Source organism: Qipengyuania sp. BR81-2 (assembly GCF_055693895.1).
Window position 1 is genome coordinate 2,333,150 of sequence record NZ_CM146344.1, and the last position, 25,007, is coordinate 2,358,156.

At 63.9% G+C, this 25,007-nt stretch carries 23 protein-coding genes, 1 pseudogene and 1 riboswitch; of the genes and pseudogenes, 11 read left to right on the forward strand and 13 right to left on the reverse strand.

Annotated features, from left to right (window positions below; genetic code table 11):
- The first annotated feature begins 7 nt into the window (after positions 1-7).
- The 7 genes from rplQ (at position 8) to ACZ1G8_RS11875 (ending at position 5,991) form a co-directional block, all read left to right on the forward strand.
- A complete protein-coding gene (gene rplQ / locus ACZ1G8_RS11845) occupies positions 8-427 on the forward strand; it encodes a 50S ribosomal protein L17 (protein WP_221428645.1) in 420 nt (139 codons plus the stop codon).
- Positions 428-529: 102 nt separating this feature from the next.
- Positions 530-1,096: a GbsR/MarR family transcriptional regulator gene (locus ACZ1G8_RS11850; RefSeq protein WP_472679563.1), complete on the forward strand. Its 567-nt coding sequence runs from the start codon at positions 530-532 to the stop codon at positions 1,094-1,096.
- Positions 1,097-1,131: 35 nt separating this feature from the next.
- The gene (locus ACZ1G8_RS11855; protein ID WP_472679564.1) at positions 1,132-1,788 is read left to right on the forward strand and encodes a DUF4166 domain-containing protein; all 657 of its coding nucleotides are present in this window, start codon (positions 1,132-1,134) and stop codon (positions 1,786-1,788) included.
- On the forward strand, positions 1,781-2,932 hold the full coding sequence (locus ACZ1G8_RS11860) for a saccharopine dehydrogenase family protein (RefSeq protein WP_472679565.1): 1,152 nt from the start codon (positions 1,781-1,783) through the stop codon (positions 2,930-2,932). Before ACZ1G8_RS11855 ends, ACZ1G8_RS11860 begins: the two co-directional genes overlap by 8 nt.
- Positions 2,929-4,323 carry a serine hydrolase domain-containing protein gene (locus ACZ1G8_RS11865; protein WP_472679566.1) on the forward strand — a complete coding sequence of 465 codons (1,395 nt, stop codon included), beginning with the start codon at positions 2,929-2,931 and terminating at the stop codon, positions 4,321-4,323. Before ACZ1G8_RS11860 ends, ACZ1G8_RS11865 begins: the two co-directional genes overlap by 4 nt.
- 131 nt (positions 4,324-4,454) lie before the next feature.
- Positions 4,455-5,036 (forward strand): hypothetical protein, encoded by a 582-nt coding sequence (locus tag ACZ1G8_RS11870; protein WP_472679567.1) that lies wholly within the window; start codon positions 4,455-4,457, stop codon positions 5,034-5,036.
- 169 nt (positions 5,037-5,205) lie between these two features.
- Positions 5,206-5,991, forward strand: a complete 786-nt coding sequence (locus ACZ1G8_RS11875) for a hypothetical protein (protein ID WP_472679568.1) — start codon at positions 5,206-5,208, stop codon at positions 5,989-5,991.
- Here ACZ1G8_RS11875 and ACZ1G8_RS11880 read toward each other — a convergent pair.
- The 13 genes and pseudogenes from ACZ1G8_RS11880 to ACZ1G8_RS11940 all read right to left on the reverse strand — a co-directional run bounded on the left by ACZ1G8_RS11880 (position 5,976) and on the right by ACZ1G8_RS11940 (position 19,783).
- Positions 5,976-6,623, reverse strand: coding sequence for a trimeric intracellular cation channel family protein (locus ACZ1G8_RS11880; protein ID WP_221553571.1), 648 nt, complete (start codon positions 6,621-6,623; stop codon positions 5,976-5,978). The genes ACZ1G8_RS11875 and ACZ1G8_RS11880 overlap by 16 nt on opposite strands.
- Positions 6,620-7,324: a PepSY domain-containing protein gene (locus tag ACZ1G8_RS11885; protein ID WP_472679569.1), complete on the reverse strand. Its 705-nt coding sequence runs from the start codon at positions 7,322-7,324 to the stop codon at positions 6,620-6,622. The genes ACZ1G8_RS11880 and ACZ1G8_RS11885 overlap by 4 nt, the downstream gene beginning before the upstream one ends.
- 44 nt (positions 7,325-7,368) lie before the next feature.
- Positions 7,369-8,379 (reverse strand): amidase family protein, encoded by a 1,011-nt coding sequence (locus tag ACZ1G8_RS11890; protein ID WP_472679570.1) that lies wholly within the window; start codon positions 8,377-8,379, stop codon positions 7,369-7,371.
- On the reverse strand, positions 8,270-8,698 hold the full coding sequence (locus ACZ1G8_RS11895) for an amidase family protein (RefSeq protein ID WP_472679571.1): 429 nt from the start codon (positions 8,696-8,698) through the stop codon (positions 8,270-8,272). Before ACZ1G8_RS11895 ends, ACZ1G8_RS11890 begins: the two co-directional genes overlap by 110 nt.
- A gap of 58 nt (positions 8,699-8,756) precedes the next feature.
- Positions 8,757-10,244: a DUF4403 family protein gene (locus tag ACZ1G8_RS11900; protein ID WP_472679572.1), complete on the reverse strand. Its 1,488-nt coding sequence runs from the start codon at positions 10,242-10,244 to the stop codon at positions 8,757-8,759.
- A gap of 61 nt (positions 10,245-10,305) precedes the next feature.
- The gene (locus ACZ1G8_RS11905) at positions 10,306-11,139 is read right to left on the reverse strand and encodes a hypothetical protein (RefSeq protein ID WP_472679573.1); all 834 of its coding nucleotides are present in this window, start codon (positions 11,137-11,139) and stop codon (positions 10,306-10,308) included.
- Between the two features lie 23 nt (positions 11,140-11,162).
- Positions 11,163-12,575 carry a dihydrolipoyl dehydrogenase gene (gene lpdA / locus ACZ1G8_RS11910; protein ID WP_472679574.1) on the reverse strand — a complete coding sequence of 471 codons (1,413 nt, stop codon included), beginning with the start codon at positions 12,573-12,575 and terminating at the stop codon, positions 11,163-11,165.
- A gap of 1 nt (position 12,576) precedes the next feature.
- Positions 12,577-12,882, reverse strand: a complete 306-nt coding sequence (locus tag ACZ1G8_RS11915) for a hypothetical protein (RefSeq protein ID WP_472679575.1) — start codon at positions 12,880-12,882, stop codon at positions 12,577-12,579.
- Between the two features lie 11 nt (positions 12,883-12,893).
- Complete coding sequence (gene odhB, locus ACZ1G8_RS11920; RefSeq protein WP_472679576.1) at positions 12,894-14,132, reverse strand: 2-oxoglutarate dehydrogenase complex dihydrolipoyllysine-residue succinyltransferase; 1,239 nt, start codon at positions 14,130-14,132, stop codon at positions 12,894-12,896.
- A gap of 28 nt (positions 14,133-14,160) precedes the next feature.
- Positions 14,161-16,975, reverse strand: a pseudogene (locus ACZ1G8_RS11925) (2-oxoglutarate dehydrogenase E1 component).
- Between the two features lie 34 nt (positions 16,976-17,009).
- Positions 17,010-17,900 (reverse strand): succinate--CoA ligase subunit alpha, encoded by an 891-nt coding sequence (sucD, locus tag ACZ1G8_RS11930; protein ID WP_472679577.1) that lies wholly within the window; start codon positions 17,898-17,900, stop codon positions 17,010-17,012.
- Positions 17,901-18,171: 271 nt separating this feature from the next.
- Entirely contained in the window at positions 18,172-19,134 is a 963-nt protein-coding gene (gene mdh, locus ACZ1G8_RS11935) for a malate dehydrogenase (RefSeq protein WP_472679578.1), read from the reverse strand.
- Between the two features lie 322 nt (positions 19,135-19,456).
- Positions 19,457-19,783 (reverse strand): hypothetical protein, encoded by a 327-nt coding sequence (locus ACZ1G8_RS11940; protein WP_472679579.1) that lies wholly within the window; start codon positions 19,781-19,783, stop codon positions 19,457-19,459.
- 181 nt (positions 19,784-19,964) lie between these two features.
- Positions 19,965-20,155, forward strand: a riboswitch (cobalamin riboswitch).
- 310 nt (positions 20,156-20,465) lie between these two features.
- Here ACZ1G8_RS11940 and ACZ1G8_RS11945 point away from each other — a divergent pair.
- Genes ACZ1G8_RS11945 through ACZ1G8_RS11960 form a run of 4 tightly spaced genes read left to right on the forward strand, consistent with a single transcriptional unit; the run spans position 20,466 to position 24,923 of the window.
- Positions 20,466-22,208, forward strand: coding sequence for a TonB-dependent receptor plug domain-containing protein (locus tag ACZ1G8_RS11945; RefSeq protein WP_472679580.1), 1,743 nt, complete (start codon positions 20,466-20,468; stop codon positions 22,206-22,208).
- Positions 22,205-23,017, forward strand: coding sequence for an ABC transporter substrate-binding protein (locus tag ACZ1G8_RS11950; protein ID WP_472679581.1), 813 nt, complete (start codon positions 22,205-22,207; stop codon positions 23,015-23,017). The genes ACZ1G8_RS11945 and ACZ1G8_RS11950 overlap by 4 nt, the downstream gene beginning before the upstream one ends.
- A complete protein-coding gene (locus ACZ1G8_RS11955) occupies positions 23,014-23,967 on the forward strand; it encodes a FecCD family ABC transporter permease (protein WP_472679582.1) in 954 nt (317 codons plus the stop codon). Before ACZ1G8_RS11950 ends, ACZ1G8_RS11955 begins: the two co-directional genes overlap by 4 nt.
- Positions 23,967-24,923 (forward strand): ABC transporter ATP-binding protein, encoded by a 957-nt coding sequence (locus ACZ1G8_RS11960; RefSeq protein WP_472679583.1) that lies wholly within the window; start codon positions 23,967-23,969, stop codon positions 24,921-24,923. The genes ACZ1G8_RS11955 and ACZ1G8_RS11960 overlap by 1 nt, the downstream gene beginning before the upstream one ends.
- Positions 24,924-25,007 lie beyond the last annotated feature (84 nt).

Genomic DNA, 25,007 nt, shown 5'->3' on the forward strand with positions numbered 1-25,007 from the left:
AAATACAATGCGTCATAAAATTGCAGGCCGTAAGCTTCAGCGTAAGACTGGCCACCGCAAGGCCCTGTTCCGCAACATGAGCGCCGCGCTCATCAAGCACGAGCAGATCCTCACCACCCAGGCGAAGGCCAAGGAACTCCGTCCCTACATCGAAAAGCTGATCACGCTCGCAAAGCGTGGCGGTCTTTCGAACCGTCGTCTTGCCATGAGCAAGCTTCAGGACGAAACGCAGCTCAAGAAGCTCTTCGACGTTCTGGCAGAGCGTTATTCGGACCGTGACGGCGGTTACACCCGCGTCATCAAGGCCGGCTACCGTGACAGCGACGCAGCCGCCATGGCCGTGATCGAATTCGTCGACCGCGACGTCGACGCCAAGGGCCAGGACAGCGGCCCCGTCATGAACGACGAGGAAATGGAAGACGCGTAAGCCGCGGCTCCATACCGAGACACTGAAAGGCCGGGGGAGAAATCCTCCGGCCTTTTTGTTTATCCGCTTGACTCTTCGCTCGTTTAGGCAGACATTTCTGTCATGACAGAAAAGCGTGACAGAATCGAGTTGTCGCCATCGATTGCACGCTTCGTGCTGCATTGGGGTGATCTCGGCAGCCAGTGGGGCGTGAACCGCTCTGTGGCGCAGATCCACGCTTTGTTGTTCATCTCCGACGAGCCGCTCAATGCCGAACAGGTCGCCGCCACGCTCGGCCTCGCACGTTCGAACGTGTCGAACTCGATCCGCGAGCTGCTCTCGTGGAAGCTGATCGAGCGCGTGCCCGTACTGGGCGAGCGGCGTGATCACTTCACGGCCGAAGCCGATATCTGGGAAATGGCGACGCGCATCGCCAAGGGCCGCAAGGAGCGCGAGATCGATCCCGCCGAGGCCGCGCTCAAGCTTTGCAACGAGGAAGCGGCGAATGATCCCAAGATCAGCCCGCAGGCGCGCCAGAAGCTCGCCGACATGCTCGAATTCGTCTCCACGATGTCGCGCTGGCACGACGAGATGCTCAGCGTGCCCAAGGGGGCCCTCATGACGCTCATCGCCATGGGGTCTGGCATCGTGAAGGTCATCGGATGGAGGCCCGGCAAGGGTAAGAAATAGCGACCCCGTCAAAGGGGCAACAAAGGGGAAGTGCAATGCAGGCGCAGCTGCAGCAAGTCGGAAGGATCGAGCCACCTAGGGGCGGCGAGGCCTACGACACGCGCTTCCGGGCCCTCGTCGGCGAAGAGGCTTGGTATGGTTTGCCCCTCGCGGTGCAGAAGCGCTTTTCGAAGCGCCTCGCAGAGGCGAGGGTCGCGATCTACCCCGGCATTATCGAGGAAGTCCGCTTCAGCCGCGCTGGATGGCTTTTGGCGCAACTGTGCCGCGTGATCGGCGCACCGCTGCCTCTCCATGCAGACAAGGGCGTGCCGGCCACGGTTTCTGTCAGCGAGGACGGAGCGAGCGGCGGCCAATGCTGGACGAGGATTTACGGCCGCAAGCGCGGCTTCCCGCAGGTGATCCACAGCGCCAAGCGCTTCGCTGGTAAGTCGGGGCTCGAGGAATATCTCGGGCGCGGGATAGGCATGGCGCTCAAGGTGGTGGCGATCGAGGACGGCCTCGAATTTAGGAGCGATCACTACTTCCTCGATATCGGCTCTGTTCGCCTGCGCCTGCCGCACTGGATCGGGCCGGGCCGGACGGTGGTTCGCCACCGCGACCTGGGCGAGGGGAGCTTCGAGTTCTCGTTGCAGCTGGTCCACCCATTGCTTGGCGAGATGGTCTACCAGTCGGGAGTGTTCCGTGATGGCTGACCCGCTCAAGGTACTACTGGTCGGCGCAAGCGGCGTCTTCGGCTCGCGCCTTGCCGAGCTCGCTGCATGCGAGGAGGGCGTCCGCCTGACGCTAGCCGCGCGCAATTTGCGCAAGCTGGAAGCGCTCGCCGCCTCCCTTCCGTGCAAGGTCGGGCTGGCCCGGATCGACCGCGACCGCGTGAAGTCGGTCGATCTTGTCGGCTTCGACCTCGTGATCGATGCCGCCGGACCGTTCCAGTCCTCGCACACGAAGCTGATCGATGCCGCCATCGGCGCGCGTGTCCACTATGTCGACTTGGCCGACGGACGCGATTTCATCGCCCGCTTCCCGCAGTTCGACACGGAAGCGCGGGAGGCCGGTGTTTCGCTGGTGACGGGCGCAAGCTCGATTCCTGCGCTCAGCCATGCGGTTCTCGACGAACTCACGAAGGGCTGGAGCGCGATCGATAGTATCCGCATCGGGATATATCCCGGCAATCGCGCCCCGCGTGGCCGTTCGGTGGTGGAAGCCATCCTCTCCTATGTCGGCAAGCCCGTGCACGTGTTCCGTGGCGGCGAATGGCAGGAGATTCCCGGGTGGGGCGGTCTCCACCGTGAAGACATCCCGCGGATCGGCAAGCGCTGGGCCTCGGTCTGCGACACGCCCGAGCAGGATTTGCTGGTGGCCCGATACAGGCCGCGCCAGTCGGCTGAGTTCTTCGCCGGGCTGGAACTTGGCCTGCTCCATGTCGGGTTGTGGCTCTGCTCGTTGCCCGTGCGTTGGGGGTGGCTGAAGAGCTTGCAACCCTTTGCTCTTCCGATGCTCAAACTGGCGGAGCTTGTCCGCCTCGTCGGTTCCGATCGCGGTGCCATGACGGTAAGGGCAAGCGGCGAGGGGCGTTCCGGCGAGCATGCCGAAAGGCTCTGGACGCTGCGCGCCGATGCCAATCGCGGGCCATATGTTCCGACGCTGGCCGCACTGGCCATGATACGCCGCTTTCGCGATGAGAGCGGCCCGGGGGCAGGCGCGCACGTCTGCTCGGGATTGCTCGACCTTGCTGATTTCCTGCCCGACATGGAGGCTCTCGGCATGGAGCACTGGATGGATGGCGACGTGGCAGGCTTTGACTTGGGGGCCGAGGCGCTGCAATCCTCCGCCGCATGATCAGGACCGCCCTCGCAGCAACCGCGCTGCTCGCCGCCACGCCGGCGCTCGCCCAATCGACCACCCAAGACCAGATCGATGCACGCTATGACCGTGCACTAGCGGCAGGCTACAAGGCGCTGTTCCTGTGCGGTGCGGTCTTCAATGCCGAAAGAAACGCTGCGACCCGCACGCCGGAGAGCGTCGAGAAGTGGGAGTTGGGCGGCATCCAGTCGCCGTTCGACGGGATCGTGGGCGAGCTGCGCTATTCGATCGACCGGAAGCCGCTCTTCGATGGACAGGAACTGGTGCATTCGGTTCGTGTCTGGTGGGACGAGGAGATGGCTCCACGCACCGCCATGCACAACAACGAGAAGGGCTGCTTCCTGACCGCCATGGGCGGCCCGCAGATACCTTTCATACCGCCGCAGGAGGTTTCGCAAGCGGCGCTTACAGATGACCGAGACCAGGATATCTTGGAGGTAAGCACGTGCCACCGGCTTTGCGATATCGCCGCTTCTGCATTCGAACTCGATTCCCCTTATGGTGAGGGAACGCGGACGACGGCAGTGATCGTACAGCGAGATCGAGCGGGGCTTGTCGAGATGTACCACCCCGACTTCGGGTGGAATGTCCCGCAACGGACGTGGTCGGTGGCCAAGAGCATCGCCGCAACGCTTCTGGGCGCGGCCGTGCATCGCGGCGAGGTCGATGTGAACGACAGCGCCGGTCTCGGCTTCGGCAAGCTGGGCGATCCGCGTCACACGATCTCGATCGACGATGCCATACGGATGGCGAGCGGTCGCTATTCGGATACTCCGGGCAACCGGACCGACGCGCTCTACTTCGGCGGCGCCACCGTGACCGAGGTCGCGCTCGATTGGCCGCTGGTGAATACGCCCGGCACTGTCTTCCGCTATGCCAACAACGATACGCTCGCCGCGGTGCAGGCCATCTCCGAGGGCTTCGACGAGAACCCGCCCTCCGACTTGTTTGCCAAGCTGGGGATGCACCACACGGTCGCCGAGACCGACTGGAAGGGGAATTACATCCTTTCGAGCCAAGTCTGGTCGACGGCACGCGATCTAGCGCGGATCGGCAACCTCTATCTCAACGACGGCATCCTCCCGAACGGGGAGCGCGTCCTTCCGGCGGACTGGGCTGACTACGTCTCCACTCCATCCGGCCCGCAGCCGGACGGCCCTTTCGGCTATGGCGCTGGGTTCTGGCTGTTCAACAAGTCCGAGGGCATCCCGACCGACACTTTCGCCGCCATGGGCAATCGCGGACAGTTCATAGTCATCGTCCCGAGTCTGAACGTCGTGATCGTCAGAAGGGGTGAAGATCCTGCAGGTTCGCGCTTCGATATTGCATCGTTCACGCGCGATGTTCTTGAATCTATTGCAGAATAGACATTCAGAAAACTCGCACCTTATCTGAACGTCGCCTGTAATCCAGATTCAGCGTCACCTCAGAGCGACTCGCCTAGAACCTCAATCAACCGAGGCAATCCCGCCGCGGTCGAATTTGAGGAGAGCCTCACATGAACATCAAGACAAAGGCTTTTGCGAAAGGTGGGATCGCAACCGCAGCAGTAGGCGCAATGGCGCTGGCAGGAGCTACCCCCGCATATGCAGGTGACCGCGACGATGACGGCATTTCTGTTGGCGACGTGATCGCCGGTGCCGTGATCATCGGCGGTATTGCCGCAATCGCCAATGCGGCGAGCAAGGACCGCGATTACTACCGCGACGGCCGCTATTACCGCGATGGTCGCCACTATCGCGACGGCCGCGACTACCGCCGTGACGCCTATCGCCAGCGCGGAAATCCGCGCCGCGCTGTCGAACGCTGTATCCGCAAGGCCGAGCGCATCGCGCACCGCAGCGGCTACCGCTTCGCCCAGGTGACCGACATCCGCGACGTGGACGACACGCGCTATGGCTGGAGGGTCAAGGGCCGCATGGTTGTCGAAGGTAATCGTGGCTGGGGCGGTTATGATCGCTACGACCGTCGCTATGATCGTCGCGGCTACCGCGACCGCGATAGCGGCAAGTTCACCTGCTACGTCGAGCGGGGCCGTGGTGCCCAGGTCGATTTCAGGGGAATTCGCGGCCTCCGCTAATTCCATCATCTAGCGACATTCACAGTCGTCACGGGCGGCCCGGACCACATCTCCGGGCCGCTTTTTCGTGCGTGGTTCAGCTACGCTACATGCCGCGGAGCGCACGGGGGACGCATTGTGACACGACTCGCGCCAGGTGGGGGTGCGGGTGACAGACAGGGACCGGCCCATGCCGCAAATCAAGACTCTCGCCGCAGCACCTGCCTTGCTGGCAGCTTTCTCCATGACCTTGACCTCCGCCTCGGCAGCCGAATTGCCGCAGCTCGTCCGCACCGCACCGGCGCATGCAGACGCGGCTCCGGTATTCGATATCGAGAACTCGCAGACCGCGGAACACCGCCGCTACCGGCGTTACCGCTATCGCCGCGGACCAGACGCGGGCGACGTGATCGCAGGCGTGCTGATCATCGGTGCGATCGCCGCTGCCGCCGACCGTGCGAGCCGCCGCGACCGGGACCGTGATTATCGCGACCGCGAATATCGGGATCGTGATTATCGCGACTATCGCCGTGACGACGTCCGCTATGACGATGGCCGCGGGATCGACCGTGCGGTGCGCATGTGCATCGATCGGGTCGAACGCGATACGCGGGTCGAGACGGTGGACCGCGTGGATCGCACCGCGCGTGGCTGGCAGGTCGAGGGTACAATCTTCAACGGCGATGCGTTCACCTGCAGCATCGGCGAGAACGGCCGCATCCGCGACATCGACTATGGCGAACGCGATGCCCGCTACGTTCCCGGCGACGAGGACCTGGATGACGATTTCGCCCGTGCGGATGTCGAGGATCGGCAGTGGGGCGATGATCGCTACGCGGCCGAGCGTGCGCGCATCGATGGCGGCATTGCTGCGGATGCGGGCGATGCCCAATCAGCCTATCCGGGCGGGCCGATCGCAGGTGAGGACGAGGTCGACGGCGACCTCGAAATCGGGACCGGTTACCCGGGCGCCTGATCGCTACCGGCCTCGCGCTCCCCGTAGGAGGGCAGGCCAAGGTTCCAGTGGATTGCGGCGAGCCGGAGGCCGAAGCCTGCCACTGTCGCCGCGATCCATACCCACCAGCGTTCCAGGTCGATCATCGAACCAAGCACGGTAAGGCTGGCCGACAGCGCTGCGGCGGTGACGTAAAGTTCGGGCCGCATCAGGATCGAGGGCCGTCCGGCAAGCACGTCGCGGATGATGCCGCCCGCAGTGCCCGTAATCACGCCCATAAGGATCGCCGGCACGACCGGCACGCCGTATTCCAGCGCCTTGGCCGAGCCGAGCACTGCGTAGGCCGCAAGGCCGAGCCCGTCGGCGATCGACAGGAAACGTCCTTCCCACCAGCGCGTCGGTGTGAACCAGGCGAACAGCGCGACGGCTAGGCACACCACGGCCACCCAACCATCGGTGATCCAGAAGACCGGCGCACCGATCAGCAGGTCGCGGATAGAGCCGCCACCGACGCCCGTAATCAGCGCGAAGAACACAAGGGTGACGAGCGTTTGCTTCTCCTTGGCCGCAACCAGTGCTCCGGTCAGCGCGAAGATCGCCACGCCCGCAAGATCGAGCCAGTCGAGCACGGGGGTGAGGATCGTCTCGTTCAAGCCGGGACCTGCACTTTCGCCTTGCGCCGGCGGAACATCAGGATGCAGCCGAGTAGCGATCCGAGGACGCCGAGGCCCGCAAACAGGATCAGGATCGGATGGCTGGTGTCTTCACGGGTCTGGAGATCCATGATGTGCAGACCCCAGACGAAATCGAAGGTCCGCCACCATTCGGTGCGCACGGCCTCGATCCGCCCCGTTTCGGTTCCGACATAGACATGCGTCCCGTCCTCGAGCGCGACCTGCCAGACCGGCATCGGGCGGCGGAAATCGAAGGGGACGTTCTCGGCATCGAAGCGCGTTGCGCTCACCACCTTGTCACCGCCGACAATTCCGCTCTCGACGATCATGCGCGCTTCGATTTCGGAGAGCGGCGACATCTTCTTGCCGTTCGCGCGGAAGCGTTCGCTGGTCCCGTCCATATAGGTGATGCGCGTGACAGTCTCGCCGCGCTCGACCTGCGTTGCGACCGAGCGCACCGGGGCGGTGCTTTCCGAAGGAAGCGAGACGGAGATATTGGTATCCTTCGGCAGCGCCTCTTCCTGCACGGGGATGCGCAGGTGGTTCCCGCGCACTTCCTCGATGGGCTTGATCACCATGATGAGGCCGGTGACGGTCCACATCAGGATGGGAAAACCTATCAACCAGCCAAGCCAGATGTGCCACTTGGCGTATCGTTGCATCATGCGCTGGTGCGCCATTCATTTGCTCCCGAACCTTGCGAGCGAGCATTGAGCAATGGCGTTCAGGAGTGCAACACCTGCCCGATTTCATCCGCAGCCGCGATGCAGGCCAGATCGCTCCAGCGCTGTCCCATCACCTGCATTCCGCAGGGCAGGCCCCCGGTCCCGCCAATCGGCAGGACTGTCGCGGGAAGGTTGGGATAGGTCGCAATACCGGCCCAGCAAAGGCCCGCAGCGCCCGGCACGTCGGTGCCGTCAATATCGATCATGCCGTCGAAGACGCGCGTCTTGCTGTGCGGTACGGCGAGAACGGGAGCGGGCGGGGCGAGGACGAAATCGTACTCCTCGAACAGCACGGCCCAGGCCATCTCGTTGCGAGCCTGCTGGTCGAGCATGTCGAACCAGTCGGTCGCGCCCGCGCGCTTGCCGTCCTTCGACGGAGCACCGCGCGCCATCGCGACGTTCAGCATGCGCATATAGTCGGCGTGCTGTGTCTTGAGGTCGGGGACAAGTGCGCTCTGTCGGTCGACACGGACACCTGCGGCCTCCAGCGCCTCTGCCGCTGCCTCCATCGGCCCTCGTACGGCATCGGAGGTCGGGCAGTCGGGATGGTCGACGATCATGAGGACGCGCGCATCGCGCAGCGCCTTCTTCGGTTCCACCAGCGGCAGGCTGGCAGTGATGCGAAGCAGCGCGGCAAGATCCTGCGCGTTGCGTGCAAGCGGCCCCGCGATGGAGAGCGCCCCGTCATGCGCCCCGCGCCCCGCCATGAGCGGATGGTCATGACCTTCCTTGCTGATCAGACCCCAGCTCGTCTTGTGGCCCCAGACCCCGCAGAAATGCGCAGGTACGCGAACCGAGCCGCCGATGTCGGTCCCGAACTCGCACGGGACCATGCCTGCTGCCACTGCAGCTGCCGATCCGCCTGACGAGCCACCGGGCGAGCGCTCGTGATCGTGCGGATTATGCGTCCGGCCATAGACGGGGTTGGCCGATTGCCAGTCGGCGAGGTCGGGCGGAACATTGGTCTTGCCGAGAAAGACGACGCCCGCCTGTTTGAGCTTGCGGACCACCAGCGAGATCGCGGCGTGCGATATTGTCCTTGTGCGCCTCGTGCCCCCAGCACGTAGGCAGGCCGGCAATGTCGAAGCTTTCCTTGATCGTCATCGGCACGCCGAACAGCGGCTGATCCTTGGACGGCTTGCCGAGTGCCTTTGCCGCATCGCGCGCGCGGTCGAAGTCGCAAACGACCACGGCATCGATATGCGCATCGAGATGCTCGATCCGCGCGATCGCATCGTCGACTGCTTCGAGCGGCGAAAGCTCGCCTGCCGCTATGCTCTTGGCCAGCTCGAGCGCTCCGGGCTGGTCGGTCAGTTTCGGATAAGCCAATCGATTCCCCTCTCTCCGCGCAGTCTGGCGCAAACAGCGCCGAAAGCAAGGCGAGGGACTACCGCGGGTCGTAGGTCAGGGCCGCCTCTGCGGTCGCCTCGACTGGAAGATAAAGGCCGGCGCCGGAAGCCTTAAGCTGGCCCGTTTCGACGTTCTCGATACTGGCGTCGAGCACCACGTTGCCGACGCGCTTGTCTTTGAGGGCCGTGTCGATTTTCGCCAGCAGGTCTTCGAAATCATTCTCGAAATTCTGTGTCAGGGCATTTGCTATGGTTGCGCGATAGGCCGGTGATCGCGCGATCCTCAGCAGCAATTCGGTCGGGAGCGAGCTCGTGACGCCGTGAATGTCGAGCTCGGCGAATTCGACCTTGCGCGAATTGGCCGAATTGCGGGGCAGGGCGGTGATCCAGACCGTTCCGTCCGCCTCGAGCGATTCCGAACCCGCCAGGCGCGCCTCGATATCGGCTCCGACTGCTATCCTGCCGCCGGTCGTGCCGTAGACCCTTATGTTCGCGAAAGTCGCCTCGACCGGCGCAAGGCCTGGAATTTCGAAAGGACGCTGTGCGCGTTTTTCCAGAGCGCTGAGAATGACCGGTTCGAGTACGGCATAGTTGGCAATGACCGGTACCGTGAGCGCCAGGGTTCCCGAATCTTCGAGCCAGGGGCTGCCTTGGGGCAATGGCACAGGCGCTGGTCGCTGCGGTTTCATTCCGACGGCCGTGGTGGTGAGCGCGTCCATTGCAAGCTTGAGCGTGATCATCTCGCCCGAGACTTCGTAACCGCCGTATCTCAGTGCTCTCGGCTCGACCTGCATCCATACGGCCGGGTTCTCCCGGTTCAGTTCGACCACAGTGAAGCTCTGTTCCCACAGCGGTTCCATGCGCTCGCGAAGACCGAAATTCGCGACGCGGCGTTCGAGCAGCGCTTCGATACGCCCGACAATCGGTGCCAGCTTCTCGTCCGCATGCTCCCGCAGGTCGATGCGCCGTCCAAGGAAGTCGATATGAGGCGCGTCAATCCACTCATAGCGGATGGAAACCGTGGCGCTTGGCTGCCATTCATCGGCAACATCGAGCCTCACATCTGCATGGACACGGGCGCGGGCGGAAGCAGTCTCGTTCTTCAGGATATTGCCAATATCGCTCGCGCGGACGACCGCCGTCACCGGCATCGTAACCGTGAAGACCTCGCCGCGGCCGCTGACCTGCAAGCGCCCGCGGTCGGCGTGTCCACGAATGTCGCAATCGATCTCTGGCGTCTTGAGACGGATGAACGCAATGCGGAGCTTCTCGGGCGCTACGCAGACCGCCTCTTCCTGCGATAGGGAGAATAGCCTTCGGGGAAGCTCGCGTTCAAGCTCGCTCCGGACGTCTGACAAGGAGATTACTACGGGAGCGGAAAGCTGGCTGATGCCGCTTTCGAATTCTACCGGATCGTCTGCGCGCGGTGGCGGCTCGGCTTCCTTCTTCGCGCAAGCCGCTAAAGCGAGCACGATACCGAAGATCGCCGTCCCGCGCACTGCCGCACCTTTCCCCAAGCCCTGCATGACGGCAGCGAGGATAGGCTAAATGGCAGATTCAGCCAGAGAATTATGCGGCGGCGCCCGACTAGACGTCCGTCGGTTCCGGTCCTTCGGGCGGATTCCCGCAGGCCATGCCCAAGGCAAGGCCGTAACCGATGATCGGTGCGGCGCCGTATCCGATAAGGACGCTGGGGTAGTTGTTCATGATCGAAAGAATGGTGAAACCGAACAGGCTTCCCGCGAGCGTGTAGCGTATCGCCTTTGGCGCATATAGCGCGCGCAGGATCAGGAAGAAGCTGAGGGCGAGGGCGATGAAGAGACCCGCCATGAGCAGCGGAGAGATGCTTCCGGCGTCGACCAGCACGCGCTCGACGAAGGGCTGGGGCGGAGGGTTGCCGCGTACCGCCATTACGATTGCGGCGAAGAAGGCGAAGATCGTGACCAGCCCGATGCGCCAGTCCTTCGAGACGTCGTGAAAGCCGATTGCCGCAAAGACGATCGCGAAGCCGATGGCCGCGTCGGGCTGCGAGAGCCCGGCAAAGATCGCGGTCAGCAGGATGGGGGCCGCGTATTCCTTGTCTCTCAATGCGAGCACGAGGACAGCAGGAACCAGGAGGCCTGCCGTGTGCAGGCGGAAGGGGCCGAGCGGGAGCCAGCGCGCTACGCCGTCGACCCAAGGTCCGGTTGCGAGGGGCACGAAGAGGGCGAGCAACAGCGCAATGGTGAGCCCGCGCCGCACGCGCAGCGACTGGGGTGAGGATACGAAGACAATTAGCAGCAGGCCGAGCAAAAGCGCGCCGGCGTTGATTAGCAGGTAGTGGGCGGGAGCGCCTGCAAGCTGGAGATAACCGAGACCGGCGAGGACTGGGAGGGCAAGCGCGAGCAGGGCGGTCAGCCGGCTGCGAAGCGCTTGTCCCATTTCCTGCCCCCGCCTGTCTCCGGTCAGATGTGGATCGGCTTGCCCTGCACGGCCATCGCCGCTTCCTTGAGCGCTTCCGAATGCGTCGGGTGGGCGTGGCAGGTGTAGGCGATATCTTCGCTCGTAGCGCCGAATTCCATCGCCTGTGCGGCCTGCGCGATCATGGTGCCGGCAACATTGTTGATGCACCACACGCCGAGCACGCGGTCGCTTTCAGCCTCGGCGATCACCTTCACGAAGCCGTCGGGCTCGTGATTGGTCTTGGCGCGGCTGTTTGCCATCATCGGGAACTTGCCGACCTTGATGGCCTTCTTGTCGCCGCCGAACTTCTCGAGCGCTTCTTCCTGCGTCAGGCCGACACCGGCGAACTCGGGCAGGGTGTAGACCACGCCCGGGATGATGTCGTGGTTCACGATACCGGTCTGGCCTGCGATGTTTTCCGCGCAGGCGATGCCTTCGTCTTCGGCCTTGTGCGCGAGCATCGGGCCGGGGACACAGTCGCCGATGGCCCAGACGCCGTCGACAGAGGTGCGGAAATCGTGGTCGGTTTCGATCTGGCCGCGCTTGTTTACTTCGAGACCGATATTCTCGAGGCCGAGGCCTTCAGTGTTGGGGCGGCGGCCGATCGAGACCAGCACGCAATCGGCTTCGAGCGTTTCCTCGTCACCACCGGCAGCCGGTTCGAGCGTGAGCGTCGCCTTCTTGCCCTTGACCGTGCAGCCGGTGACCTTGGTCTTGAGCTTGAGCTCCATGCCCTGCTTCTTGAAGATCTTGGCTGCTTCCTTGCGCACGTCGCCGTCCATGCCGGGAAGCAGCTGGTCGAGGAATTCGACCACGGTGACGTCTGCGCCGAGACGGTTCCAGATCGAGCCCATCTCGAGCCCGATCACGCCGCCACCGATGACGACCATCTTCTTCGGCACCTTGGCAAGCTGCAGCGCGCCGGTGGAATCGACCACGATTTGCTTGTCGTTGTCGACCTCGACACCCGGGAGCGGTGTGACCGAGGAGCCGGTGGCGATGATCACGTCCTTTGCGGTGACCGTTTCGTCGCCCACCTTGACCGTATGCGCATCCTGGAAGGTGGCGTGGCCCTTCTTCCAGTCGACCTTGTTCTTCTTGAACAGGAATTCGATGCCCTTGGTCAGGCCGTCGACTGCGTCGAGGCGCTGCTCGTGCATCTTGTCGAGGTTGAGCTTGGGGCTGGTCTCGATGCCCATTTCGGCCATGGCGCCGTTCTTGGCAGCATCATAGAATTCGCTGGCGTGCAGCATCGCTTTCGAGGGGATGCAGCCCACGTTGAGGCAGGTTCCGCCCAGTGTCTCGCGGCTTTCGGCGCAGGCGGTCTTCAGGCCCAGCTGCGCAGCGCGGATCGCGGCGACATAGCCACCCGGGCCAGCACCGATGACGAGGACGTCGTAGTCGTATTCAGCCATATCATTCCTCCGCAGGCGCGGTATCGCCGCTATCCTGCACACAAATCTCTATAAATTCTTCGACCCGGGCGGCGTCAATATTGGCCTGGTCATTAGCATCAAGGTCTTCCGCAACCTTATCTGCCACGCATTCGCAAGCTGCATCGACTTTCTCCGACGCGACACCTGCGCTTTCCATGAATACCTCGCACTTCGCCAAGTCGAGTGCGCGCGGTTCACCTGAGATCACATCCTCCGCAACTCCCGATGCGACGTCACAACCGGACAGTACAAGAAGAGCAGGAAATGCAACCACCAGCTTTTTCATGCTGATCATCCTCACAAGTCGATCAGCATCCGGGTCGGATCTTCGATCGCTTCCTTGATGATCTTGAGTGCGGTGACCGCCTCGCGGCCGTCGATCAGGCGGTGGTCGTAGGACAGGGCGATGTACATCATCGGGCGGATGACGATTTCGCCGTCGACGACGACCGGGCGGTCCTCGATGCGGTGGAGGCCGAGGACGGCGCTCTGCGGCGGGTTGATGATCGGGGTCGACATGAGCGAGCCGAACACGCCGCCGTTGGAGATGGTGAAGGTGCCGCCCTTCATGTCTTCCATCGTCAGCGTGCCTTCCTTGGCGCGCTTGCCGAAGTCCGCGATGTCCTTCTCGATGCGGGCAAAACCCTTGTCCTGCGCGTCACGGATAACCGGGACCACGAGGCCGTTGGGCGCCGACACGGCGACCGAGATGTCGACGTAGTCGTGATAGACGATCTCGTCGCCCTCGATATAGGCGTTCACCGCGGGCACGTCCTTCAGCGCAAGGCAGGCGGCCTTGGCGAAGAAGCCCATAAAGCCGAGACGGATGTCGTGCTTCTTGGCGAAGAGGTCCTTGTACTTGGTGCGCGCCTTGATGACCGCGCTCATGTCCACGTCGTTGAAGGTGGTGAGCAGCGCGGCGTTTTCCTGCGCGCCCTTGAGGCGCTTTGCGATCGTCTGGCGCATGCGCGTCATCTTGACGCGTTCCTCGCGGCGTTCGCCGGTGGCTGCAGGTGCCGGAGCGGGTGCCGAGGCTGCAGGAGCCGGGGCGGGTGCCGGATCGCCTTTGGCCTTGGCAGCGGCGATCACGTCTTCCTTGGTCAGTCGGCCGTCCTTGCCGGTGCCCTTGATGGTCGAGGGATCGACGCCATGCTCAAGGACCGCGCGGCGCACGGCGGGCGAAAGCGTCTGCGAGGCGTCGGAGGAGGCTGCCTCGCCCTTTTCCTCGCGGATTTCCTTTCCCTCTTGGCGCTCCTGCGCTGCACGACCGGCTTCCTCGCCGGTGGCTGCGCCGGTAGCGCCTTCCTCGACGATGGCGAGAACTGCGCCGACTTCGACGGTGTCGCCGACCTCAACCTTGAACTCCTTGATCACGCCGGCGACGGGCGAGGGCGCTTCGACGGCGACCTTGTCGGTTTCGAGGCTAACGATCGGCTCGTCCACCGCGACGGCATCGCCGACGTTCTTCAGGAACTCGCCGATGGTGGCTTCGGTGACACTCTCGCCGAGCGTGGGGACTTTGATTTCGGTGGCCATGGTGATTGCTTTCCTCTTCGGGCCTCGATCAGTTGCTCTTGCCGCCGTTCAGGCCGAGCGCGATATTCACGAGCGCTTCCTGCTGAACTTGGTGGCGGCTGGCATAGCCGGTGGCGGGTGATGCGGCGACTTCGCGGCCGGCGTAGGTCGGGCGCATGCCTTCCTTGCCTGCCTTGGTGGCCGCTTCCTCGATCAGGCGATCGACGAAGAACCATGCACCGTTGTTCTTGGGCTCTTCCTGACACCAGACGATCTCTTCGAGATTGGTCATGCGCTCGATGCGCACGGCCAGCGGTTCGCCGGGGAAGGGGTAGAGCTGCTCGATGCGCACGATCGAGACATCTTCCAGCTCCGCTTCATCGCGGCGCTGCATCAGGTCGTAGGCGACCTTGCCGCTGCACAGGACGAGGCGCTTCACCTTCTTGTCGTCGATGTCCTTCATGTCGGACTTGATACGCATGAAGTGATGTTCGCCCATGAACTCCTCGGCGCTCGACTTCGCCAGCGGATGGCGGAGCAGCGACTTGGGGGTCATGATGACCATCGGCTTGCGGAACGGGCGCAGCATCTGGCGGCGAAGCACGTGGAAGTAGTTCGCCGGCGTGGTGATATTGCAGACCTGGATATTGTCGTTCGCGCACAGCTGGAGGAAGCGTTCGAGACGCGCCGAGCTGTGTTCGGGGCCCTGACCTTCGTAGCCGTGCGGCAACAGTAGGACGAGGCCGTTGGCGCGCAGCCATTTCACTTCGCCGGCGGCGATGAACTGGTCGATCATGATCTGTGCACCATTGGCGAAATCGCCGAACTGCGCTTCCCACATCACGAGGCTCTTGGGGTCCGCCATGGCGAAGCCGTATTCGAAGCCGAGCACGCCGTATTCGGACAGCGGGCTGTCATAGACCTCGAACTTGCCGTGCGGCAGAGTTGTCAGCGGAATGTACTTGCGCTCGTCCTTCTGGTCGATCCAGACGGCGTGGCGCTGGCTGAACGTACCACGCCCCGAGATCCTGGCCCGACAGGCGCACACCGAAGCCCTCGGTCACGAGGCTGCCGAAAGCGAGCGCTTCGCCGGTCGCCCAGTCGAAGCCTTCGCCGCTCTCGAACATCTCGCGCTTGGCGTCGATCACGCGGCCCAGCGTCTTGTGGATCGTCACTTCCTCGGGGACGGTGGTGAGCGTGCGGCCGAGGCTGTCGAATAGCTTCTTGTCGATCGCGGTTTCCACGTTGCGACGCGCGGTTTCCGGATCGGCCGGTTTGTTCATGCCTGCCCAGCGACCGCCGAACCAGTCGGCCTCGTTGGGCTTGTAGTCCTTGGCGGCGGCGAATTCGTCTTCGAGATGCGAGGTAAATTCCTCGATCAGCCCGTCGGCATAGCCCTTCTTGATCACGCCCTCTTCCTCGAGGCGCTTGGTGTAAAGCTCGCTCACCTTGGGATGCGCGCGGATCGCGTCGTACATCAGCGGCTGCGTGAATTTCGGTTCGTCGCCCTCGTTATGGCCGAAGCGGCGATAGCACCACATGTCGATCACGATGTCGCGGCCGAACTTCTGGCGGTATTCCACGGCCAGCTTGCAGGCGAAGGTCACCGCTTCCGGATCGTCGCCATTGACGTGGAGGATCGGTGCCTGGACGCCCTTGGCGACATCGCTGGGGTAGGGGCTGGAGCGCGCGAATTGCGGGCTCGTCGTGAAGCCGATCTGGTTGTTGATGACGAAGTGTAGGCAGCCACCCGTGTTGTAGCCGCGCACGCCCGAAAAGCCGAGGCACTCCCACACGATACCCTGACCGGCGAAGGCCGCATCGCCGTGGAGGAGGACCGGCAGGACCTGCTCGTGCTTCTTGAGGTCGTCGCGAATGGCCTGCTGCGCGCGGCTCTTGCCGAGCACGACGGGGTTCACCGCCTCGAGGTGCGAGGGGTTGGGTACCAGGCTCATGTGCACATCGATGCCGTCGAACGAACGGTCGGTGCTGGTGCCGAGGTGGTACTTCACGTCGCCCGAACCGCCGACATCGTCGGGGTTGGACGAACCGCCCGAGAACTCGTGGAAGATGACCTTGTAGGGCTTGCCCATCACGTTCGCGAGCACGTTCAGGCGGCCGCGGTGGGCCATGCCGTAGATAATCTCGCGCACGCCGAGCTGGCCGCCGTACTTGATCACCGCCTCGAGCGCGGGGATCATGGATTCGCCGCCATCGAGGCCGAAGCGCTTGGTGCCGACGTATTTCTTGCCGAGGAACTTCTCGTACTGCTCGCCGCGGATCACGGCTGCGAGGATGGCGCGCTTGCCTTCCTCGGTGAACTGGATCGTGTCCTCGGGGGTCTCGAACTTGTCCTGGAGGAAGCGGCGCTCCTCCGTGTCCGAGATGTGCATGTATTCGAGGCCGACCTTGCCGCAATAGGTCTCGCGAAGGACGCGGAAGAGATCGCCGACGGTGACCCATTCGAAGCCGAATACGCCGCCGACATAGACCTCGCGGCCCTCCTGGCCGGCAAGGCCGTGCCATTCGAGCGTCAGGTCTTCTGGAACTTCGCGGTGCGAGAGGCCTAACGGGTCGAGATCGGCTGCAAGATGCCCGCGCACACGGTAAAGGCGCACCAACAGCATCGCCTTGATGCTGTCGTCGGCCGCCTGCTCGATCGCCTTGGGATCGGTGGCCTTGCCAGCCTTTTCCGCCGCGGCCTTGACCGCCATGCGCATCTGCGTCGGGTCGAGCGCCGCGGTAAGGTCCGCGCCGCTGTCGACCACTTCTGCCAGCCACCGGGGGTTGCCCCAGCTGGGACCCTGCTGCGGCCCTTCCTGGTCGCCCATTTCGGGCAGGAAGTTCTGGCTCTCGTTACCCATTATCGTACCTCGCTAGGGAGGGAGCGCCTGAGGATCAGGCGAGTTCCTTCAGCATCGCATCAAGCGTGGTGCCAAGCTCGCTGGGCGAGGGCGAAACGCGGATGCCCGCTGCTTCCATCGCTGCGATCTTGTCGTCCGCGCCGCCCTGGCCGCCCGAGACGATGGCGCCGGCATGGCCCATGCGGCGGCCCGGAGGTGCCGTGCGGCCTGCGATGAAGCCGACCATGGGCTTCTTGCGGCCCTTGGCAGCCTGTTCCTTGATGAAGGCAGCCGCTTCTTCTTCCGCGCTGCCGCCAATTTCGCCGATCATGATGATCGACTTGGTGTCGTCGTCGTCGAGGAAGAGGTCGAGCACGTCGATGAAGTTGGTACCGTTGACCGGATCGCCGCCAATGCCGACAGCCGTGGTCTGGCCGAGGCCGACCATGGTGGTCTGGTGGACGGCTTCATAGGTCAGCGTGCCCGAGCGCGAGACCACGCCGACGCTGCCCTTCTTGAAGATGGAGCCGGGCATGATGCCGATCTTGCATTCTTCCGGGGTCAGGACGCCGGGGCAGTTCGGACCGATGAGGCGCGACTTCGAACCGGTCAGCGCGGCCTTCACCTTGACCATGTCGAGCACGGGGATGCCCTCGGTGATGGCGACGATGAGTTCCATCTCGGCATCGATAGCCTCGAGGATGGCGTCGGCCGCGAAGGGCGGCGGTACGTAGATGCACGAAGCGGTCGCGCCGGTTTCGGCCTTGGCTTCGGCTACGGTGTTGAACTGCGGCAGGCCGATGTGGTCGGTGCCGCCCTTGCCGGGGGTCACGCCAGCGACCATCTTGGTTCCGTAATCGAGCGCCTGCTGCGTGTGGAAAGTGCCGGTGTTGCCGGTCATTCCCTGGGTAATGACTTTGGTGTTCTTGTCGACGAGGATGCTCATGATTCTGGTCCCTGTGGATTGGGGGAATGGCTGGCTAAGGCTTTGCCGGATAGGTAGGAAACTACGCCCGATATAAGCTGTGTCATCGCCAGTAGCGGGGCATACTTAAAGAGCCAATTTTCAGACGGTGAAGTGTCGAGGTGGCTAGCGATCAATGCCGCTATTGTCGGAATGCTAATCACAATCGCCCACGTCGAATGTCGCCTTGTCCCGAGCCAAAACATCAAGCCGAGATACAGCGCCGCTCCAAGGCTGAAGGCGATTACATCAATCACGCCAACGAGCTGTCCAGGCCCTTACAAGCCTCAAGCAGCTCTTCGACCGCGTCGGTCGAGACCTTGAGGTTGGCCTTTTCCTCGTCCGAGAGATCGATTTCGATCACTTCCTCGGTACCGCCTGCGCCGATCATGGTAGGCACGCCGACATAGAGGCCGTCGAGGCCGTACTTGCCTTCAACGTAGCTGGCGCAAGGCAGGATGCGCTTCTGGTCGCCGAGGTAGGCTTCTGCCATCGCGATCGCGCTGGTGGCCGGTGCGTAGTAAGCCGAGCCATTGCCGAGCAGGCCGACGATCTCGCCGCCGCCCTTGCGGGTGCGGTCGACGATTTCATCGATGCGGCTTTCCGACACGCCCTTGATCTTGGCGAAGTCGTTCACCGGGATGCCGTTGATCGTGGTGTAGCTGGTGACGGGGACCATGGTGTCGCCGTGGCCGCCGAGGACGAATGCGTTCACGTCCTTCACCGACACGTCGAATTCCCAGGCGAGGAAGGTGGCGAAGCGCGCGCTGTCGAGAACGCCGGCCATACCGACGACCTTGTTGTGCGGCAGGCCGCTGAATTCGCGCAGTGCCCAGACCATCGCATCGAGCGGGTTGGTGATGCAGATCACGAATGCGTCGGGGCAATTGTTCTTGATGCCTTCGCCGACCGACTTCATCACCTTGAGGTTGATGCCGAGCAGGTCGTCGCGGCTCATGCCGGGCTTGCGGGGCACGCCGGCGGTGACAATCACGACGTCCGCGCCTGCGATGTCGGCATAGTCGTTCGATCCGGTGATCTTTGCATCGAAGCCTTCGATCGGGCCGCACTGGCTTAGGTCGAGCGCCTTGCCCTGCGGCATGCCCTCGGCGATGTCGAACAGGACGATGTCGCCCATTTCTTTCTTTGCGGCGAGATGGGCGAGCGTGCCGCCGATCATGCCGGAGCCGATGAGCGCGATCTTCTTGCGTGCCATAGGAGTAAGACGTCCTTCCAACAGCGCGGGACCGATATGTCCGACCGATCTGGCTTGCGCAAAGTGTCCCGCGTGGGTGCGCGCGCCCGGTGTTTCGGCTCGCGACCTAGGCCTCGTAGTCGGTGAATGCAACCGTCAAAAGGTCGGATATCCGAACTATCTTTGCAACTGGTTCGCAATAGCAATAAGCGTGGGAATTACTGCGGATATCCCTAGAGCGCACGGGAAACGATCCGGTTCCGCGACGCGCACGCTGCTGGGCCTGCGCGGCTCTATGGCCGGCAAGACCCGCAGTCGCGTTTCTGGGGATATCCTGGAAGTGTCAGCCGATCAGGTAATCGTCGCGCGAAGCTGCGCGCACGCGGGCCGCTTCGCGCGTGTCGAGCGCGTCGCAAATGCCGAGCCAGCGATCGTAGCTTTCGCTGTCTTCGATCGCAGCGGCAGTCTCTGCCTGGCGGGCGGCGACATTGGCGGCATCGAGGCCGTGCGCGGCAAAATGCAGCAGCGCATCGCGCGTGCGCTGGTCGATGATCGGAGCCAGCGCCGCATTGCCATTGTCGTTGGCCGGCTTGCCGCAAGGCTTCTTGGCGAGGATGCGGGCGAGCGGCGATCGCGTGGTGCAGCGCGCGGCTGCGAAATGGACGGACATTGTTCTTTTCTCCCCGAAGGCAGGGACCGGTGCGACCAAGCCCGGTCCGGCTCGTGGGACCTGTCTAGACGCGACCTCGCTAAACATCGGTTCCGCATCATGCTTGAGAAGATGTAAATCTTGCGCTCGGGGTTATGATCGTTGCGCGTGGGAACTTGTCGCCGCGGACCAACACCGTTATTGCGGGCGAATTGGAACGGGTTGGGTAGCGAAAGCTGCCCCTAAGAGGGAACGGGGTTCAATGCCCCGGCTGCCCCCGCAACTGTGACCGGGGAGCGATCCCGCCATATGCCACTGGCCTTCGGGCCGGGAAGGCGGCGGGCAAGCGAAGATCCGGCGAGCCAGGAGACCTGCCTGTACCAGTCGTTCGGCCGCGGGCGGGGTGTACCGATGGCATGCGGGGATGGGGGCAAACCGGCTCTCTCCCGTCATGGACGGCGTATGCGTTCATGATTGGAGGTTTGAGTGACTAAGTATTTGTTTTTACTGACTGCATCGGCGATACCCGGCGCCGCGTTCGCGCAGGATCTCGACCGAGGATGCGCTGGCAGAGATCATCGCCGCGCAGGATGCCGCTGAACCCGCCGACCAGGCTCACTATGGCCAGCCGCCGAGAGGTCAGGTCGAGCCTGTTCCTGTAGTCGACGATCCGACCGCTTCGATTACTGTCACGGCCAACGGCTTGGGCACCGACATCCGCAATACCGGCCAGCCCGTAACTGTCATCTCGCGTGAGGAAATCGTCTCGGTGCAGGGTGCCGATCCGACCCGCGTCCTCGCACGCGTTCCGGGTCTCACCTTCTCGCGCAACGGCGGGGTGGGCGGGTTCACCGGGGTGAACCTGCGCGGTGCAGGCTCCGAACAGGTGCTGGTGCTGGTCGATGGCGTACCCGTCGCTGACCCTTCCGCACCGGCAGGCGGATTCGATTTCGGCAGCCTCCTGGCCGGCACGGCGTCCAAGATCGACGTGCTGCGCGGCTCCAACTCCACGATCTGGGGTTCGGACGCGATCGGCGGGGTGATCGACATTTCCACCCGCGCGGATACCGGCTTCCAGGGCAGCCTCGAAGCGGGCTCGCGGGGTTCGGTATTCGCCAGCGCGCTCGGCGGTGTGAGCGACGACAAGTTCTACGTCGGCCTGACCGGCTCGTGGTATGCGACCGACGGATTCTCCAGTGCCGCAAACGGTGTCGAGGACGACGGCTTCACGCAGATGGCCACGGGCATCACTGCCTTCTACGACGTGGCCGATAATCTCGAGCTTTCCGGCCACCTCAACATGAGTGAAAGCCAGCTCGACATCGACGGCTTCCCGGCACCGTCCTTCGCGCTGGCCGATACGGGCGAGACGCAGAAAACGCTGCGCTACTGGGGGGATATCGGGCTTAGTTATTACGGTACCGACCTTACCCTGCGCGCCCGCTACAGCCGCGCGGACACGGATCGCACCAACCGCGGAGAGGACCGGACGGTTGCTTTCGAAAGCAAGGGCCAGATGGAGCGGGCCGACATTCGCGGCGAATACCGCCTTGTCGGCGGGCTGACGGCTGCCTTCGGTTACGACTACCAGCGCAACCAGTACGAGACGACCTTCGACCAGTTCGCCCAGGCCGATATCCAAGGCGTCTACGCGCAGATGGGCTGGGTGATGGGCAACCTCTCCGTCCACGCAGGCGCGCGCGTCGACGATCATGACTATTTCGGCAGTGAGACCAGCTTCGGCGCCGATGCGAGCTATGTGCTCTCCAACGGCTGGCGCGTCCGCGCGAGTGTTGGCGAGGGCTTCAAGGCTCCCTCGCTGTTCCAGCTGTTCTCCGACTTCGGAAACCGCGCGCTCGAGCCCGAACAGAGCACGAGCGTCGATATCGGTATCGAGACGGGTCGCCGCGAAATCGGTCGCTATTTCTCGCTCACCGCGTTTCGCCGCGACAGTGAGAACCTGATCGATTTCGTTTTCTGCAGCGGCGTTGCACCCACGCCCTGCAGCCCGGGACAGTTCGGCACCTATGATAATGTGGTACGGGCGCGTTCGCAGGGCATCGAGGCAGAGGCCGGGATCGACCTGACTAGCGAGCTGCGCCTGTCGGGCGTCTATTCGCTGGTCGATGCCGAAGACCGCATGACGGGCAACGAACTGGCCCGCCGTCCGCGCAATTCCGGCACCTTCTTCGCCGACTGGCAATCGCAATTCGGGCTGAGCCTCGGCGCGGACCTGCGCATCGTGGGCGACAGCTTCAACGACGCGGGCAATTTCACGCCGATCGATGGCTACGAGCTGGTCGACCTGCGCGCCTCCTTCGCCTTCGGCGACAATTTCGAGGTCTTCGGCCGTGTCGAGAATGTCTTCGACACCGAGTATGAAACGGTCACCGGCTACGGGACCCCCGGCACAGGCGTCTTCGCCGGAGTGAGGGCCAGGATGTGAAGCCGCTCGCGGCGGCGATGGGCCTGCTGCTCGCCGGTTGCGCGGGCAGCGGCGGCCCTTCGTCAGGAAGCGCGAGCGGGCCGACCATCGTCAGCCTCAATCCCTGCACCGATGCGATCCTCGCCAAGGTCGCCGCCCCTGCCCAGCTGCTCGCCATATCGCACTACAGCAAGGACCCGCGCGCGAGCTCGATGAGCGAGGATGAGGCGGCGCGCTTTCCTGCGACAGGTGGGACGGTTGAGGAGATCATCGCGCTCGAACCCGACCTTGTGATTGCCAGCACCTTCATCGCGCCGGCGACCCGCAATGCGCTGGTGGAGCTTGGTTTCACGGTCGAGACCTTCGGCGCCGCCGCCACTGTCGATGACAGCATCGCGCAGGTGCGCAGGTTGGCCGCGCTTGCGGGCAAGGACGAGGCCGGAAAGGTGCTGGTCGGCGAAATTGAACAGGCGATCGCGGACCTGTCAGCAGATGGCGACACGATCGAGGCCGTGCTCTGGCAGCCGGGCGGGATCGTGCCGGGCGAAGGCGCGCTGGTCAGCGACCTGATGCGGCGGACCGGCTTCGGCAGCTATTCAGCCAAGCGTGGTCTGGCCCAGGCGGACTACCTCCCCCTCGAACAAGTAGTGGCCGACCCGCCCGACGTGCTGCTCGTGGCGGGCAGTGAGACGGGACAGGAACATCCGGTGCTCGACACGCTCCCGGGCCTGCGCCGCGAGACTTTCGACACGCGCCTGCTCTATTGCGGCGGCCCGACGATCATCGAGGCCGCCGGAAGGCTCGCCGAGATCCGCGGGAGTTTGACATGAACCGCGCCGCACTCGTCTTCGCGCTGCTGCTGCTCGTGGCAGTCCCGCTTTCGCTGATGGCCGGACGGGTCTGGATCGATCCGGCGACGACCCCAAACGCGACGCTCATCCTCGCAGAACTGCGCCTGCCGCGCGCCCTGCTGGCGATTGTCGTGGGCGGCGGTCTCGGCGCTGCCGGTGCGGCGATGCAGGGCTATTTGCGCAACCCGCTCGCCGATCCTGGCCTTTTCGGCATCGCGCCGGGTGCCGCGCTGGGTGCAGTCGTGGCGCTGTGGTTCGGTTTCACGGCGAGCGCATGGTTGCTGCCGCTCTTCGCCCTGATTGGCGCGGGCGGGGCGATGGCGCTGCTGGCTGCCATTGCCGGGCGCACCGGCGGGATCGCACTCTTCACGCTTGCCGGACTCATGGTGGCGAGCCTGGCCGGAGCACTGACCGCGCTTGCGATAAGCATGGCCCCCAACGCCTTCGCGATGAGCCAGATCGTGCTCTGGCTAAACGGCGCGCTGACCGACCGCAGCTGGCGCGAGGTGTGGCTTGCCGCGCCACTGGTGCTGGTCGGTATCGCGCTTCTGTGGCGCAGCGGGCGCTCGCTCGACGCGCTCACGCTCGGCGAGCCGGTGGCGCGCTCGCTGGGTGTCGATACGACACGCCTGCTCTGGCTCCTCGTGCTCGGCATCGGTCTCACCGTCGGCGCGGGCGTCGCGGTGGCGGGGATCATCGGCTTCGTCGGATTGATCGTGCCGCATCTCGTGCGGCCGTTGACCGATCGCAGGCCGTCGCAGTTGATCATCCCGAGCGCCCTTGCAGGCGCCTTGCTCGTGCTCGTGGCCGACAGCGTGGTGCGCGTCCTGCCGCTGGTCACCGAGCTTCGCCTCGGAATCGCGCTGAGCCTGCTGGGGGCGCCGTTCTTCCTCTTGCTCCTCCTGCGCATGCGGAAAGGATTGGCCTGATGCTCGGGACCATGAACCTTTCGGTCGAAGATCGCCTTCAGGGTGTCGATTGCCGGATCGAGCCGGGCAAGATCACCGCGATCTGCGGCCCCAATGGAGCGGGCAAGTCTACGCTGCTCGAAGTGCTCGCCGGACTGCTCGTGCCCGACGGCGGCGAAGTCGTCATCGGCGAGCAGGATCTTGCCAGCCTGCATCCCCGCGAGCGGGCGCGCAGGATCGGATACCTGCCGCAATCTGCGCAAATCGCCTGGGACGTGTCGGTCCGCAGTCTCGTCGAGCTCGGGCGCATGCCGCATGGCGATCATCTTGCCGAGCCGGTGGACAGGGCGCTGGCTGCGCTCGACCTTGCCGAGTTCGCCGACCGCCGCGCGCAGTCGCTGTCGGGCGGGGAGACGGCGCGCGTCCTGCTCGCACGGGTCCTTGCTGGCGAGCCCGACTGGATACTCGCCGACGAGCCGCTGGCGGCACTCGATCTCGGCCACCAGCTCGCGCTGATCTCGCATTTGCGCGCAGCGGCGGACATCGGATGCGGTGTCGTCATCGTCCTCCACGACCTAGCCCATGCGATGAACTTTGCCGACCGCGTCCTGGTGCTGTCGGAAGGCACGCTGGTCGCCACAGACGCGCCGGAGCTCGCCTTGTCAGAAGAACGCCTGCGCACGGTCTGGGAGTCGACGCAAGGTGGCTGGGAGAAGCCGGGGCGAGGGCACTCGTCACGAGCTGAGGCGTTATCCTTTCATGGGACGAGATGCATTGACCGAAAAATGGTTCGACCTGACGCGCGAGCGCATGCCCGGGCTTGCCAGCTTGCGCGAGTGGCCGATACGCTTCGACCATTGTTTCCAGCGCATCCTGCTCGACAATGCAGTGGGTGCGAAGTGGAACGAGGAAATTCCTGCGCCGGCCTATCGCAATGCGCCGGACGAAGTCCTCGAGCGGGCGACACGCTTGGGTGAAGCCGTCATTGCAGGAGAGGCGGACCTTGCCGAACTGAATGCCAATTCGCTGGCATGGCGGGGCAAGCTCTAGGCACGGCTTGC

Excerpts from the sequence above, each read along its gene's own strand:
- rplQ (WP_221428645.1), top strand. The coding sequence starts at position 8 with ATGCGTCATAAAATTGCAGGCCGTAAGCTTCAGCGTAAGACTGGCCAC.
- ACZ1G8_RS11850 (WP_472679563.1), top strand. The coding sequence starts at position 530 with ATGACAGAAAAGCGTGACAGAATCGAGTTGTCGCCATCGATTGCACGC.
- ACZ1G8_RS11855 (WP_472679564.1), top strand. The coding sequence starts at position 1,132 with ATGCAGGCGCAGCTGCAGCAAGTCGGAAGGATCGAGCCACCTAGGGGC.
- ACZ1G8_RS11860 (WP_472679565.1), top strand. The coding sequence starts at position 1,781 with ATGGCTGACCCGCTCAAGGTACTACTGGTCGGCGCAAGCGGCGTCTTC.
- ACZ1G8_RS11865 (WP_472679566.1), top strand. The coding sequence starts at position 2,929 with ATGATCAGGACCGCCCTCGCAGCAACCGCGCTGCTCGCCGCCACGCCG.
- ACZ1G8_RS11870 (WP_472679567.1), top strand. The coding sequence starts at position 4,455 with ATGAACATCAAGACAAAGGCTTTTGCGAAAGGTGGGATCGCAACCGCA.
- ACZ1G8_RS11875 (WP_472679568.1), top strand. The coding sequence starts at position 5,206 with ATGCCGCAAATCAAGACTCTCGCCGCAGCACCTGCCTTGCTGGCAGCT.
- ACZ1G8_RS11885 (WP_472679569.1), bottom strand. The coding sequence starts at position 7,324 with ATGGCGCACCAGCGCATGATGCAACGATACGCCAAGTGGCACATCTGG.
- ACZ1G8_RS11900 (WP_472679572.1), bottom strand. The coding sequence starts at position 10,244 with ATGCAGGGCTTGGGGAAAGGTGCGGCAGTGCGCGGGACGGCGATCTTC.
- ACZ1G8_RS11905 (WP_472679573.1), bottom strand. The coding sequence starts at position 11,139 with ATGGGACAAGCGCTTCGCAGCCGGCTGACCGCCCTGCTCGCGCTTGCC.
- lpdA (WP_472679574.1), bottom strand. The coding sequence starts at position 12,575 with ATGGCTGAATACGACTACGACGTCCTCGTCATCGGTGCTGGCCCGGGT.
- ACZ1G8_RS11915 (WP_472679575.1), bottom strand. The coding sequence starts at position 12,882 with ATGAAAAAGCTGGTGGTTGCATTTCCTGCTCTTCTTGTACTGTCCGGT.
- odhB (WP_472679576.1), bottom strand. The coding sequence starts at position 14,132 with ATGGCCACCGAAATCAAAGTCCCCACGCTCGGCGAGAGTGTCACCGAA.
- sucD (WP_472679577.1), bottom strand. The coding sequence starts at position 17,900 with ATGAGCATCCTCGTCGACAAGAACACCAAAGTCATTACCCAGGGAATG.
- mdh (WP_472679578.1), bottom strand. The coding sequence starts at position 19,134 with ATGGCACGCAAGAAGATCGCGCTCATCGGCTCCGGCATGATCGGCGGC.
- ACZ1G8_RS11940 (WP_472679579.1), bottom strand. The coding sequence starts at position 19,783 with ATGTCCGTCCATTTCGCAGCCGCGCGCTGCACCACGCGATCGCCGCTC.
- ACZ1G8_RS11955 (WP_472679582.1), top strand. The coding sequence starts at position 23,014 with ATGAACCGCGCCGCACTCGTCTTCGCGCTGCTGCTGCTCGTGGCAGTC.
- ACZ1G8_RS11960 (WP_472679583.1), top strand. The coding sequence starts at position 23,967 with ATGCTCGGGACCATGAACCTTTCGGTCGAAGATCGCCTTCAGGGTGTC.